At 65.3% G+C, this 12,573-nt stretch carries 15 protein-coding genes and 1 pseudogene; 2 read left to right on the top strand and 14 right to left on the bottom strand.

Features of this window, described 5'->3' with window-relative positions; genetic code table 11:
• From L284_RS47480 to L284_RS37765, 7 genes and pseudogenes are all read right to left on the bottom strand, one after another.
• Window positions 1-685: pseudogene (locus L284_RS47480) on the bottom strand (IS5 family transposase); the annotation flags it as partial.
• Between the two features lie 190 nt (window positions 686-875).
• The gene (locus tag L284_RS37790) at window positions 876-2,969 is read right to left on the bottom strand and encodes a sodium-translocating pyrophosphatase (protein WP_021234567.1); all 2,094 of its coding nucleotides are present in this window, start codon (window positions 2,967-2,969) and stop codon (window positions 876-878) included.
• 137 nt (window positions 2,970-3,106) lie between these two features.
• Window positions 3,107-4,066 (bottom strand): thiamine-phosphate kinase, encoded by a 960-nt coding sequence (thiL, locus tag L284_RS37785; protein ID WP_021234566.1) that lies wholly within the window; start codon window positions 4,064-4,066, stop codon window positions 3,107-3,109.
• 79 nt (window positions 4,067-4,145) lie between these two features.
• On the bottom strand, window positions 4,146-4,601 hold the full coding sequence (nusB, locus tag L284_RS37780; RefSeq protein ID WP_021234565.1) for a transcription antitermination factor NusB: 456 nt from the start codon (window positions 4,599-4,601) through the stop codon (window positions 4,146-4,148).
• Complete coding sequence (gene hisD / locus L284_RS37775) at window positions 4,598-5,887, bottom strand: histidinol dehydrogenase (protein WP_021234564.1); 1,290 nt, start codon at window positions 5,885-5,887, stop codon at window positions 4,598-4,600. Before hisD ends, nusB begins: the two co-directional genes overlap by 4 nt.
• On the bottom strand, window positions 5,887-6,543 hold the full coding sequence (hisG, locus tag L284_RS37770) for an ATP phosphoribosyltransferase (RefSeq protein ID WP_021234563.1): 657 nt from the start codon (window positions 6,541-6,543) through the stop codon (window positions 5,887-5,889). The genes hisD and hisG overlap by 1 nt, the downstream gene beginning before the upstream one ends.
• A 92-nt stretch (window positions 6,544-6,635) precedes the next feature.
• The gene (locus tag L284_RS37765) at window positions 6,636-6,908 is read right to left on the bottom strand and encodes a BolA family protein (RefSeq protein WP_021234562.1); all 273 of its coding nucleotides are present in this window, start codon (window positions 6,906-6,908) and stop codon (window positions 6,636-6,638) included.
• A 142-nt stretch (window positions 6,909-7,050) separates the two neighbouring features.
• Here L284_RS37765 and L284_RS37760 point away from each other — a divergent pair, with 142 nt between their 5' ends.
• Entirely contained in the window at window positions 7,051-7,539 is a 489-nt protein-coding gene (locus L284_RS37760) for a DnaJ domain-containing protein (RefSeq protein WP_327194215.1), read from the top strand.
• Window positions 7,540-7,546: 7 nt separating this feature from the next.
• Here L284_RS37760 and L284_RS37755 read toward each other — a convergent pair whose 3' ends face one another.
• From L284_RS37755 to L284_RS37725, 7 genes are all read right to left on the bottom strand, one after another.
• Window positions 7,547-8,005: an SRPBCC family protein gene (locus L284_RS37755; protein WP_021234560.1), complete on the bottom strand. Its 459-nt coding sequence runs from the start codon at window positions 8,003-8,005 to the stop codon at window positions 7,547-7,549.
• Between the two features lie 11 nt (window positions 8,006-8,016).
• Window positions 8,017-8,682, bottom strand: coding sequence for a glutathione S-transferase family protein (locus tag L284_RS37750; protein WP_021234559.1), 666 nt, complete (start codon window positions 8,680-8,682; stop codon window positions 8,017-8,019).
• Window positions 8,679-9,167 carry a VOC family protein gene (locus L284_RS37745; protein ID WP_021234558.1) on the bottom strand — a complete coding sequence of 163 codons (489 nt, stop codon included), beginning with the start codon at window positions 9,165-9,167 and terminating at the stop codon, window positions 8,679-8,681. Before L284_RS37745 ends, L284_RS37750 begins: the two co-directional genes overlap by 4 nt.
• On the bottom strand, window positions 9,164-9,790 hold the full coding sequence (locus L284_RS37740) for a glutathione S-transferase family protein (protein ID WP_031342445.1): 627 nt from the start codon (window positions 9,788-9,790) through the stop codon (window positions 9,164-9,166). The genes L284_RS37745 and L284_RS37740 overlap by 4 nt, the downstream gene beginning before the upstream one ends.
• 84 nt (window positions 9,791-9,874) lie before the next feature.
• On the bottom strand, window positions 9,875-10,675 hold the full coding sequence (locus tag L284_RS37735) for a VOC family protein (RefSeq protein ID WP_031342443.1): 801 nt from the start codon (window positions 10,673-10,675) through the stop codon (window positions 9,875-9,877).
• Window positions 10,676-10,677: 2 nt separating this feature from the next.
• Entirely contained in the window at window positions 10,678-11,052 is a 375-nt protein-coding gene (locus tag L284_RS37730; RefSeq protein ID WP_021234555.1) for a DUF1428 domain-containing protein, read from the bottom strand.
• 10 nt (window positions 11,053-11,062) lie between these two features.
• Window positions 11,063-11,728 (bottom strand): glutathione S-transferase family protein, encoded by a 666-nt coding sequence (locus L284_RS37725; RefSeq protein ID WP_021234554.1) that lies wholly within the window; start codon window positions 11,726-11,728, stop codon window positions 11,063-11,065.
• Between the two features lie 145 nt (window positions 11,729-11,873).
• On the opposite strand from L284_RS37725, the gene L284_RS37720 reads away from it, so the two are divergent.
• Window positions 11,874-12,536 (top strand): winged helix-turn-helix transcriptional regulator, encoded by a 663-nt coding sequence (locus L284_RS37720; RefSeq protein ID WP_052018407.1) that lies wholly within the window; start codon window positions 11,874-11,876, stop codon window positions 12,534-12,536.
• Window positions 12,537-12,573: the final 37 nt, after the last annotated feature.

Below are 12,573 nucleotides of genomic sequence, written 5' to 3'. Positions count from 1 at the left end.
GTGGCGATGCCCCGGAACTGCTTGATCCGATTGAAGAAGCGCTCGACGAGATTACGCTGGCGGTAGAGCCATGACGAGAAGCCGAAGCGCTGCTTACGGTTGGAGCGGTTGGGAATGTTGGCCCAGATGTTTCTGGCCGCGGCCGCCTCGCGAATGGCCGTGCTGTCATAGCCCTTGTCACCGAGCAGGGTGGCACCCTCGGGAATGGCCTCGATCAGCGCTTCAGCTTCGTATGCATCATGGACCTGGCCACCCGTCAGTCGCAGTCCGACAGGACGTCCATCAGCGTCGACAAGAGCGTGGAGTTTGGTCGTAAGGCCGCCCCGGGAACGTCCCATGCCATGATTGCCGGATCCCCCTTTTTGCCCGTCGCACCGTGCTGGTGGACGCGCATGCAAGTGGAATCGATCATCACCAACTCGCCGTTGAAACCGGCGGAAACCGCCGCCAACAATCGGTCCCACACTCCAGCCTTTCGCCAGCGGATGAACCGGTTGTAGCAGGTCGTCGACGGACCATAGCGTTCCGGGACCTCTGCCCACGGCGCACCAGAACGGAAACGCCAAAGTATCCCGTTCAGCACCCGGCGGTCATCGACGCGGGGCACTCCACGCGACTTGTTGGGCAGCAACGGCTCGATGATGAGCCATTCCTTGTCCGTCAGTTCATATCGCCGCCGCGTCATACGCCCTCCGTTTCCGAAGGTCGCCTGAATCATGCCAAGGCCGACAACTCAACCCGATTTATGAGTTTGCGCCCTAGCGAACGTCTCTCAAGGAAGTGCTAACGCGTCGGTATGAGCGTTTTTCGATGACGAGGTTTGGGTGGCAACAAACCGGCCCCGGCAGGTCGTTCCGCCGGGGCGTCTGTTAGATTCAACCCGCCGCCAGTGCCGCCAGCAATAGCAAGGCGACGATGTTGGTGATCTTGATCATCGGATTGACCGCCGGCCCGGCGGTATCCTTGTAGGGATCGCCGACGGTATCGCCCGTAACCGCCGCCTTGTGGGCCTCGGAGCCTTTGCCGCCGTGGTGGCCGTCTTCGATGTACTTCTTGGCATTGTCCCAGGCACCGCCGCCCGAGGTCATCGAAAGCGCGACGAACAGCCCGCCGACGATCACGCCCAGCAGCAGTGCACCGAGCGCCGCGAAGCCGTTTTCGGTGCCCGCAACGGCGGAGATCGCGAAGTAGACGGCGATCGGCGCCAGCACCGGCAGCAGCGAGGGGACGATCATCTCCTTGATCGCGGCCTTGGTCACGAGATCGACGGTCCGCGCGTAGTCGGGCTTGGACTCGTACGTCATGATGCCGGGGTTGGCCTTGAACTGCTCGCGCACGTCCACCACCACGTCGCCCGCCGCGCGGCCGACGGCGGTCATGCCCATGGCGCCGAACAGGTAAGGCAGCAGCGCGCCGAGCAGCAGGCCGACGATGACGTAGGGGTTTTCCAGGCTGAAATCGACCGAAAGATTGGGGAAGAACTCCCGAAGGTCGGTGGTATAGGCGGCAAAGAGCACCAGTGCGGCCAGGCCGGCCGAGCCGATGGCGTAGCCCTTGGTGACGGCCTTAGTGGTGTTGCCCACGGCGTCGAGCGCGTCGGTCTTTTCACGCACTGCATCGTCCAGACCGGCCATTTCCGCGATGCCGCCGGCATTGTCGGTAACCGGCCCGTAGGCGTCTAGCGCGACGACCATCCCTGCCAGCGCCAGCATGGCCGTGGCCGCATAAGCGATCCCGAGCAGTCCAGCGAGCTGGTAGGCGATCACGATGCCCGCCACGATCACCAGGGTGGGGAGGGCGGTAGCCTCCAGGCTGATGGCGAGGCCCTGGATGACATTGGTGCCGTGGCCGGTTTCGGAAGCCTTGGCGATGGAGCGGACCGGGCGATAGCCGGTGCCGGTGTAGTATTCGGTAATCCAGATGATGAGCCCGGTGATGACCAGGCCGACCAGCGAGCAGTAGAACAGCGTGCGGCCGCTGAAGCCGGTCTCGCCGATGGGCGCATTGATGCCGCCGAGGGCATAATCGATAGCCCACCAGATCGCCGGGATCGAGAGCACGGCCGTGACCAGGAAGCCCTTGTACATGGCGCCCATGATGTTCTGCGAGCTGCCGAGGCGGACGAAGTAGGTGCCGATGATCGAGGTGACGATGCAGACGCCGCCGATCAGCAGCGGCAGAGCCATGAGGCCGGAGAAGTTGTCGATGCCCTTCATCAGCAGGGCCGTCAGCACCATGGTGGCGCCGACGGTGACGACATACGTCTCGAACAGGTCTGCCGCCATGCCGGCGCAGTCGCCCACGTTGTCGCCCACATTGTCGGCGATGACGGCGGGGTTGCGGGGGTCGTCCTCGGGAATGCCGGCCTCCACCTTGCCGACGAGATCGGCGCCGACATCGGCGGCCTTGGTGAAGATGCCGCCGCCCAGGCGCGCGAAGATGGAGATCAGGGAGGCGCCGAAGGCGAGGGCGGTGAGGCCCTGGACCACGGTGCGGTCTTCTCCGCCGACGGTGTGGCCGCCGGGGCCGGTGAGATACCAGTAGAACACCGCGATCGCCAGGAGGGCGAGCCCGGCCACCAGCATCCCGGTGATGGCGCCGGCGCGGAAGGCCAGCGTCAGACCCGGTTGCAACCCGGTCTGCGCGGCCGCGGCCGTGCGCACGTTCGAGCGTACCGAGATGTTCATGCCGATGAAGCCGGCAAGGCCGGACAGGATGGCGCCGATCACGAAGCCCACGCCGGAGACGGTCCCGAGAGTGACGACGATGATGAGTGCCACGACAATGCCGACGATGGCGATCGTCGAATACTGTCGCTTGAGGTAGGCTTGCGCGCCTTCCTGAATGGCGGCGGCGATTTCCTGCATCTTTTCGTTGCCGGCTGGCGAGCCGAGCACTTGGCGGCTGGTGACGAAGCCATAGAGAATGGCCAGAAGCCCCAGGACAATTGCGATCGTGACTGGATTCACAAAACGCCCCCTTTTCCCAACGATGTAACGACGGGTTTTCCCGTTCGACGCGACTATGGCTATAGAGAAGCAGGACTAGTGGCAAGCGCGTTGATAGCTACGGAGTCTTATGGATTACGTCGTCCCGGACGCCGTAATCAATGCTGATAGCCGAGCTTCTCGGGCAGGGGCGCCGGCTGACCGTGCCAGTCCAGCGCGATGCCCTCGCCCTCATCCACCGTGCCGATCGGGTGGACGCGCGAACCGGCGCAAGTGGCCGCAGCGTGGACAAAAGCGCTGTTCACGGCTGGCGCGGTGAACAGCAGGACATAGTCGTCTCCGGCGGTCATCGCGGCAATCCGCTGCTCCAGCCCGTCGCCAACGGTGGCGACGAGGGCGCGGGAGAGGGGCACCTCGTCGGCTGCGATCCTGATCGCAACCTTGCTGGCCATCGCCATGCGGCGGGCATCGACCAGCAGTCCGTCCGAAACGTCCATCATGGCCGTCGCCAAAGGCGCCAGGGCCACGCCGAGCGACGGCTCCGGCATCGGGCGGCGATAGCGGTTCGCCAGCAGCGTGGCTTCAGGTGTTTGGACCCGGCTGCCGGAGGTGAGGAGTTCAAGGCCAAGACCGGAATCCCCGAGGGTCCCGCTGACCCAGACCAGATCGCCGGGCCGGGCGCCGCTGCGCGACGGCACCGGGCGATCCTCGGGGCCGCGCCCCAGCGCCGTCAGTGAGAAACTGCGCGCCGATCCCGGCGGCATGCGAACGGTATCGCCGCCGAGCAGCGGCACGCGAAAATGGCGACAAGCAAGGTCAAGCCCGGCAAGAAAGGCCCGGTCCCAGTCCTCGTCGCCCAGCGCATGCGACTTGAGGCAGCCGAGCGGCTCTGCGCCTTTGGCGGCCAGGTCCGAGGCGTTCACGGCCACGAGTTTCCAAGCGACGTCTTCCGGCGGATCGTCCGGCAGGAAATGGACGCCTTCGACGAGCGTGTCCATGGTCAGGACCAGCTTCTGGCCGCCGAGTTCCAGCACGGCGGCATCGTCCGCCAACCCGCGCGCGGCAGGGTTGACGGCAATGGCGCGCAGAGCGTCGATAAAGGCGAATTCGCGGGTCATGGTGAAACAATGGGCCCCGCAGGGCCCATTGTCGAGGTCATGGTTGCAGTTCGGTTCGCGCCCCGGAGAGCGCGAAAAATCAGCGCGCCGTCTTGGCCACCGCATCAAGCACGCCGTTGACGAACTTCGCCTCGCGCGCATCGAAGAAAGCGTGGGCGACGTCGAGATATTCGCCGATCGCCGCGCCCGTCGGCACGTCGGCGCGGGCCAGCAGTTCGTAAGCGCCGGCGCGCAGGATCTGAAGCATCGTCTTGTCGAGCCGGGCCAGCGACCAGCCCTCGGCCAGCTTGCCGGACAGCAGTTCGTCGATCTCGTCGCGGCGCGCGATCACGCCCTTCACCACGTCGTCGAAGAACGCAACTTCAGCCTTGGCGTACTGGTCCTCATCGATCTCCGCCCCGAGACGATGGCGGTGGAATTCGTCCAGCAGGATGGCCTGCTGGGTGCCCTCCATCTCGAACTGATAGAGCGCCTGAACGGCGGCAAGGCGCGCGGCGGAGCGGGCCTGCTTGGAATTGGGCTTGGGATTGCTCATTGGGAAAGTCTCACGGAAATGGAGCGCGCATGCGCGGGAAGCCCTTCGGCGTCGGCAAGGGCAACGGCGGCGGGGCCGATGGCCTCCAGCGCCGCCTGGTCGAGCTGGATGAAGCTGGTGCGCTTCATGAAATCGAGCACGGAGAGCCCCGAGGCAAACCTTGCGCGCCGTCCGGTGGGCAGGACGTGGTTGGGTCCGGCAACGTAGTCGCCCACGGCCTCCGGGGTCATGCGGCCGAGGAAGACCGATCCGGCATGGCGGATCTTGCGGAACAGGCTCTCCGGATCGTCGGTTGCGATCTCGACGTGCTCGGCGGCGAGAGCATCGGCCAGGGCCGGAGCTTCGTCGAAGCTCTCCACGACTACGATAACGCCGTAGTCGTTCCACGACTGGCGCGCGGTTGCCTCGGTGGCGAGAGCGGAGAGTTCAAGCTCCACCGCTTCGGCAACGGTATCGGCGTAGGCGGCATCGTCGGTGATGAGGATCGACTGCGACGTCGGATCGTGCTCGGCCTGGCTCAGCAGGTCGGCGGCGATGCGGCGTGGCTCGTTCTTGGCGTCGGCGATCACGAGAATCTCGCTGGGGCCTGCCACCATGTCGATCCCGACGACGCCGTAGAGCTGCCGCTTGGCTTCGGCGACCCAGGCATTGCCGGGGCCGGTGATCACATCGACCGGCGCGATCCTGTCGGTGCCATAGGCGAGAGCGCCCACCGCATGGGCACCGCCGACGCGCCAGACTTCGTCCACCCCCGCCAGGTGTGCGGCGGCAAGGACCAGCGCATTGACCTCGCCCTTGGGCGTCGGTGTGACGACGACGAGACGCTCGACGCCCGCAACTTTGGCGGGAATCGCATTCATCAGCATCGAGGAGGGATAAGCGGCCCGGCCGCCCGGAACATAGAGGCCGGCAGCATCTACCGCGCGCCATACCGCGCCGAGGCGCACGCCGGCGGCATCGGTGTAGTCGCGGTTTTCCGGTAGCTGCGCGGCATGGTAGGCGCGAATGCGTGTCGCGGCGAGTTCGAGGGCATCGCGCAATTCAGGCGACAGCGCTTCGAAGGCGGCGCGGCAGGTTTCGGCATCAATGCGCCAGCCGGTCTGGTCGAGGTCATGGCCGTCGAAGCGGGCGGTGTAGTCGGCCAGGGCGGCATCGCCTCGCTCGCGCACGGCGGCGAGGATATCCGCCACATCGCGCGCCACGTCCACGGCGCTCTCGCGGCGGTCGGCGACGACCCGCTGGAAAGCCTCGGCGAACCCGGCGTCCTTGCTGGAGAGCCGCTGCATCAGGCGGCGGCCTTCCGCTCGGCCACCAGTGCCCGGAAGGCATCGACCAGCGCGGCGACGCGTTCGTCGGTCTTCAAGGCGGCGCGGTTGACGATCAGGCGCGCGGAGATGTCGAGGATGCGGCTGGTCTCGACAAGGCCGTTTTCCTTGAGGGTACGACCGGTCGAGACGAGATCGACGATCCGGCTCGACAGGCCGAGCGAGGGCGCCAGTTCCATGGCGCCGTTCAGCTTCACGACTTCGGCCTGCACGCCCAGCTTCTCGTAGTGCTTGCGGGTGAGGTTCGGATACTTGCTGGCGACCCGCAAGTGCGAGGGAAGAGCACCGCCGACTTCGCCTTCGCGTTCGGCCACCGAAAGTCGGCAGTGACCGATATCGAGGTCGACCGGTGCGTATAGGTCCGGGTAGGCGAACTCTTCCACGACGTCCGAACCGACGATGCCCACTTGCGCGGCGCCATGGGCCACGAAAGTCGCCACGTCGAAGGCGCGCACGCGAATAAGGCGCATCTCGCTTTTCTCGCAGGCGAAAGACAGCGCGCGGGACTTCTTGTCGTGGAACTCCGCCTCGGGCACCACGCCGGCATGCGCCATCAGCGGCAGTGCTTCGTCGAGGATTCGGCCCTTGGGCACGGCGAATGTCAGAGTTGTCGGCATGGAGCGCGCATTTAGGCTGGCATCGTGCAAAGGGCAACCGGGGATAGATCCCCGGCGGCTTCCCTTTACCCGGTGATCAGTCCCCTTGGAATTTACTCGCCGGGTGCGCGGGCCTTGATGGCAAGGGCATGGACGCGCTGGCCGGGAATATCGCCCAGCGCGGCATTGACGAGCCGCTGGCGCTGGAGGCGGGATACCCCGGCGAAGGCGGGGCTTTCGATGTCGATGGTGAAATGCGATTCGCCGGTGCCGTCATCGCCCATGTGGCCTGCGTGACTGGCGGAATCGTTGACGACATCGAGGTGGGTTGGGGTGAAGGCGGCTTCGAGAAGCTGCCGCATTTCCTGTGCGATCGGTCCGGTCATGGGGTTCCATTTAGGCGTTCGATCCCCCATCTGGAAGCCGGTGAGACATTCTAGATTTCATGGCAGGGTCGAATCCGGTGGCCGCATGTGCAACTGGCCGGGATGTGAGGAGGCGGGCGAGTTTCGTGCGCCCGGCGGACGCATGCCCGGTTTCGACGGACCGGGCGACTACCGCTGGTTCTGCCTCGACCACGTTCGCGAGTTCAATTCCGGATACGACTATTTCGACGGCATGAGCGCGGAGGAAATCTTCCGCGCGCAGTCTCCGCTTCACGGCTGGGAGGCGCAGAGCCGCGCGTTCCGCCCCGATGCGGGGGTGGACGGTACGCCGCGCTGGGCGGACTTCGCCGATCCGCTGGAAGCGATCAGCGGCCGTGCCAAGGCGCACATGCGCCAGCGCCAGGCCGACATGAAGCCCGAGAACGCGCGCTTCAATCCCGAGGAACGCCGCGCTCTCGGCGTGCTCGGCCTTGATGGCGACATCGACAGCAAGACGCTCCGTCTGCGCTACACTCGCCTGCTGCGCCAGTATCACCCCGACCACAACGGCGGCGATCACAGCCGCGCCCTGCGATTGCAGGGGGTGGTCGAGGCCTACCAGCTCTTGCGGAAATCCCCGGCACTGGCTTGAAAGCGGCTCAAGTCTTTTCCCGCTCGCAGATTTCCGCCAGCTGATCGGCGCAGGCACCCCAGCCTTCCGCAAAACCCATGTCCTCGTGCGTCTTGCGGTCCTCCTCGCGCCAGTGGCGGGCGCGAGCGGTGTAGCGGGTGCCTTCGCCCTCGGGGGCGACTTCCCAGATGCCGATCATGAAGGGGCCGGACGGCTCGAATTTTCCCGTTACAGCGTCCGTGGTCACGAAGCGGCGACCTTCGTCGTAAGCGAGGTAGATGCCGTTCTGCGGCGCTGTTTCACCGTCCGGGCCGAACATCGTCATGCGGCACACCCCGCCGGGGCGTCTGTCCTGCTCGTCGATCTCGACGCGCCAGGGGCGGGGGCACCACCATTCCTCCTGCCGATTGGCCATGACGTCCCAGACTCGGGGCACCGGCGCATCGATGTAGCGGGTGATCGAGAGTTCGTTGTTCGTTTCGCTCATGGCAGTTCTCCTCAATCCCGGTCCGGGGCGCCGAGCGGGAAGTAGGAACGGAAAGGCCGCGCATCCTCCACGCACCGCGCGACCGGCGGCAGGGCGAGCAGATGCGCGCGCCAGGCGCGCAGGCGCGGGCGATCCTCCGGGATCGGGTGGACCCAATCGGCATAGAACAGCGAAGGCGCCGCCGCGCATTCGACGAGCGAGATCTGGTCCATCTGCGGATAGAACCGCAGCCAGCCTTCCAGCCATGCATAGACCCGGTCGAGTTGTTCGCGCGCCTGCCTGCAACGCGCCGGGTCGGGATTGGCGGCATCCCGGATATACTCGTTCACGACGATCTGCATCACGTTCATGACGTAGTTGTCGAAGACCCGGTCCAGCATGCGAATGGCCGTCGCGGCGTCGGGGTCTTCGGGGATCAGCATACCCGGGGAGACATGGTGCCGGTCCAGGTACTCGATGATCGTCGTCGCCTCGAACAGCAGGTTCTCGCCGTCGCGCAGAACCGGGAACTTGCCGAGCGGCCCGGCCATCTGCACCACTTCGGCGTGTTCCGGATGCTCCTGGTCGAGGATGCGGAACGAGAAAGGCACTTCATAGGCGTAGAGCGGGATCAGGGTCTTCCAGGTGTAGGACGAAAATGGGTGGCCGAACAGTTCGAGGCTGGGTCCCGGGTTCACGCAGAAGCTCCGGCCACGGCTGCTTCGATCGCGGCGATGTCGATCTTGCGCATCGTCATCATCGCCTCCATTCCCCGCTTCGCCGCGGCGCGGTCGGGATGGGTGAGGGCGTCGCTCAGGGCCTTGGGCGTAATCTGCCAGGAAAGGCCCCACTTGTCCTTGCACCAGCCGCACATGCTCTCCGCGCCGCCGCCCGCAACGATGGCGTTCCAATACCGGTCGGTCTCTTCCTGGGTCGATGTCTCGACCTGAAAGGAGAACGCCTCGCTCTGCGGGAAAGTCGGGCCGCCATTGAGGGCGATGCATTCGATGCCCATGACGGTGAACTCCACGGTGATCACATCGCCCGTCTTGCCGTCCGGATAGTCGGTGGGGGACTGGACCACGCGGGTGACATGGGTATCCGGGAACACGGAGGCATAGAAGTTCGCCGCTTCCTCGGCAGCGCCGTCATACCAGAGGCAGACGCGGTTTTTCGCGCTCATTTCTTCATCTCCCCGATGAGAGCGTTGTCCACTGCCTTGGCGGCCTTGTAGGCATCGCGCGTCTGAAGGCGTTCTGCATAGGCCACGAAGGCCGGCCGTGGAGGCATCGTGCCGAAGGTGAGGCCCCAATCCACGGCGCTGCCGACGTAGACATCGGCCATGGTGAAGCGATCCCCGCAGACGTATTGCGCCTTGTCGAAATGGCCTTCCAGGGTGTTCATCGTGCGCTCGAAGCTGCCCCAGCCAGCCATCATCTCCTGCTCGGGCAAGGGCTCGCACTTGAAGTGGCGCGAGGTGATCGCCTGCTCGATCGGACCGGCGGCGAAGAAGGTCCAGCGGTAGTAGTCCGCCACTTCCTCGTCGCTCGGCAGCAGGCCTGCGTCGGGGTGCATTTCCGCAAGGTAGAGGCAGATCGCTGCCGCTTCGGAAACGGTGCGGTCGCCGCTCTGGGCATGGTGGACGATCGTGGGCACCTTGCCCATAGGGTTCACGGCGAGGAAGCTCTCGGGCTTGTCCTTCCAATCGATCAGCACCTGCCGGTAGTCGGCCCCGGCTTCGTGGAGAGCCCAGCGTGCGATCTGCCCGCGCGACATCGGATTGGTGTAGAAGGTGTAATCGGCCATGATCCCTGCTCCGTCGATCTGTTTGTGGCGGAACAATCATGGAACATCGCTCCGCCGTCAATGGCCTTGTGATCTTGTCGCCTATCAGTCGCCTTTGGGGCCGACGAGCCCGAAACCCGCGCCTTGCGGGTCGGTCGCCACCACGATCCAGTCGCCGCCGGGCACCTCGTGCGGCCCCATCAACACCGCGCCGCCATTCGCCTCGATCGCCGCCTTGGCCTCGGCGATGGACGGCACGCCGAAGTAGAACATCCAGACCGCGGGCTGGCTCTCCTCCTGCCGCTGCATGATGGCGCCCAGGGTCTGGCCGTGATGGCCGATGAAGCAATAGTCGCCCAGTTCGCCCATCGGCATCTTCTCGTCGAAGGTGAAGCCGAAATGCCTCCCGTAGAAGGTCATGGAGCCGGCCTGGTCGGGGCTGGCGAGTTCGTTCCAGCGCACTCTCTGGTTCTGGGACACGGAGAAGACGTCGCTGAACGCATCCGGCTGGTCGGCGGGCGGGATCGGTTTCATCAGGTAGATCGGTACGCCCTGCGGATCGGCGACCATGGCGATGCGGCCGACGGGAAGGTCCGTTGCAGGCATCTGGACTTTGCCGCCCTCCGCCGCGATCGCTTCGACCGCGGCGTCTACATCCTCGACGTAAAGGTAGGGCAGCCAGATCGGTCTGGCGCCACCTTGCGCCATCTCCTCGGTGATCTGCATGGCGCCGCCCGCCATGCCGCCGTCGTCTCGAACGATCATGCGGTAGTCGAGGCCGCCGGCGTCGGGATCGGCATGGGTGGCGATCGTCCAGCCGACCACTTCGCGATAGAAGGCGGCGGCGCCCTCCACATCGCTGGTCAGCAGCTCGTACCAGATGAAGCTTCCGACAGGATCGGCCACGGTCACGCTCTCCCCAACTCGACCACGGCGTCGAACCCGCCGAAGATCATGCGCTTGCCGTCGAAGGGCGGCGGGTTGGTGGCCGGGTCGAACCTCGGATCGTTCTTCATGAGTTCCATCAGCAGGCCCATCTGCCGGTCCCGCGTTTCCTTGTCGGGCCACTCGATCCAGCTGAAGCAGACCGTCTCGTCTTCGTTGGCCTCCACCGACCGGAAGAAGTCGGTCTGCTTGCCGTGCTGCAGATCGTCGCCCCAACATTCGACGACGCGGGTGGCGCCGTACTCGAGGAAATATTCGTCCAGTTCGCGGGCGTGGGCGATGAACTTGTCCTTGTTCGCAAGGGGCACGGCAAGCACGAAACCATCGACATAAGGCATGGCTATTCTCCTAGTTGGCGGGAGAGGCGTAGCTTTCGAGTTGTTCTGCAAGGGCCCGGCGAAAGGCCGGGCGGTCCTCGCCGCGCGTCTTGTAGGCAGCGAGTACGGGGTAGCCCTGGAGGATCGCAGTGTGGTCGAGGATGCGCAGCACCGTGACCATGACGATGTCGGCAATGGAGAACGATCCGGCCAGCCATTCCGCTTCGCTCAGCGCGGTCTGGACGGCCGCGAGACGGGCCTCGACCAGCTTGAGCGCGCTTGGACGCGCCTCGGCAGCCCAGGGCTGGCCGGCCTGAAAGAAATCGAGCATGCCGATCTGCCCGACGAAGGGCTCGACGCTGTTGAGCGCCGCGAAAAGCCAGGTGATCGCCTGCCACCGCTCCGTTGGATCGACTGCGAGCAGCCGTCTGTCCTGTTCGCCCAGATAGAGCAGGATGGCGCCCGTTTCGAACAGCCGCTGCTCGCCATCGTCGAAAGCGGGAACCTGGCCGAAGGGCTGCCAGGCCTTGTAGCTTTCAGGGCGAGGCTTGAACACGTCGAGCAATTCGACGCGGTAGTCCCGCTCGATCTCCATGAGAGCCCAGCGGACGCGCAGATCCCGAACCTGTCCGCGGACGGGCGGGGGTACGTCAGCATAGGCGGTGACGATGGTCGAGGCGGCATCGCTCTGCGGCATCGGCTCTCTCCAAGGGAATTTCGCTCTTCAAGGACAGCGATTCGTTATTGCCCGAGACTGACGTTTAAGGTTACAAAAAGCAACCATGAAGTTTAAAAAGGAAACCACGGGCGCAGGGCGTCGGTTGCCGGAGGATGGTCGGGCAATGTCTCACGGGCGCTGGTATCGCGACGCCTGCGGAGCGGCGTTTGCGATGGAACTCGTCGGCGAGCGTTGGACTTTGCCGATCATCCGGGAAATGATGCTGGGACCTCGCCGCTTCAACGGTCTGCGCGCCGCGCTGCCCGGCCTCAGCGCCAAAGTGCTGACCGAGCGGCTGGCCAGCCTGGAGAGGACCGGGATCGTGCGGCGCGAGACACTGCCGCCGCCGGCCTCGGTCCAGGTCTATGCGCTGACGGAGTGGGGGCTGGCGCTGGAGCCGGTCATGCAGGAGCTTGGCCGCTGGGCGGTGCGATCGCCGGGCCATGATCCCATGCTGCCGCTGACGCCGGTCGCCTTCATGCTCTCGCTGCGGACGATGCTGGTGCCCGAGCGGATCGGCGGTTTGGAACTGCGGGTGCTGTTCGACGTGGGTTCGGCGCGTTTCACAGGGACGCTGGGGCAGGGCGAGCTGCGAATCGCGCCTGCCGGAGAAGACGTGCCTGTGCCGGACCTGCGCTTTTCGGCGGAGACGGCCACCGATTACCTACCGGTGTTCTACGGCAAGCGGTCGGTGGAGGAGGCGGGCGGGAGGCTTTCCATTGCCGGAGACGGGGCTCTCGCCGCGAGATTCATCGATCTGTTCGCCTTGCCAGGAAAACTTGGTTGAGGAGGGGTGCTAAGCACGCAGGGATGTCGACGTACCT

Source organism: Novosphingobium lindaniclasticum LE124, from assembly GCF_000445125.1.
Taxonomy (GTDB): Bacteria; Pseudomonadota; Alphaproteobacteria; order Sphingomonadales; family Sphingomonadaceae; genus Novosphingobium; species Novosphingobium lindaniclasticum.
The sequence above is the reverse complement of the archived record's forward strand: the minus strand, read 5'-3'. Positions and strand labels throughout refer to the sequence as shown.

Bases quoted from the DNA above. Each gene is read 5' to 3' on its own strand.
- L284_RS37755 (WP_021234560.1), bottom strand. From the start codon at position 8,005: ATGAGCGAAACGAACAACGAACTCTCGATCACCCGCTACATCGATGCG.
- L284_RS37725 (WP_021234554.1), bottom strand. From the start codon at position 11,728: ATGCCGCAGAGCGATGCCGCCTCGACCATCGTCACCGCCTATGCTGAC.
- L284_RS37765 (WP_021234562.1), bottom strand. From the start codon at position 6,908: ATGACCGGACCGATCGCACAGGAAATGCGGCAGCTTCTCGAAGCCGCC.
- thiL (WP_021234566.1), bottom strand. From the start codon at position 4,066: ATGACCCGCGAATTCGCCTTTATCGACGCTCTGCGCGCCATTGCCGTC.
- L284_RS37740 (WP_031342445.1), bottom strand. From the start codon at position 9,790: ATGGCCGATTACACCTTCTACACCAATCCGATGTCGCGCGGGCAGATC.
- L284_RS37730 (WP_021234555.1), bottom strand. From the start codon at position 11,052: ATGCCTTATGTCGATGGTTTCGTGCTTGCCGTGCCCCTTGCGAACAAG.
- L284_RS37745 (WP_021234558.1), bottom strand. From the start codon at position 9,167: ATGAGCGCGAAAAACCGCGTCTGCCTCTGGTATGACGGCGCTGCCGAG.
- nusB (WP_021234565.1), bottom strand. From the start codon at position 4,601: ATGAGCAATCCCAAGCCCAATTCCAAGCAGGCCCGCTCCGCCGCGCGC.
- hisG (WP_021234563.1), bottom strand. From the start codon at position 6,543: ATGCCGACAACTCTGACATTCGCCGTGCCCAAGGGCCGAATCCTCGAC.
- L284_RS37760 (WP_327194215.1), top strand. From the start codon at position 7,051: ATGCCCGGTTTCGACGGACCGGGCGACTACCGCTGGTTCTGCCTCGAC.
- L284_RS37720 (WP_052018407.1), top strand. From the start codon at position 11,874: ATGTCTCACGGGCGCTGGTATCGCGACGCCTGCGGAGCGGCGTTTGCG.
- hisD (WP_021234564.1), bottom strand. From the start codon at position 5,887: ATGCAGCGGCTCTCCAGCAAGGACGCCGGGTTCGCCGAGGCTTTCCAG.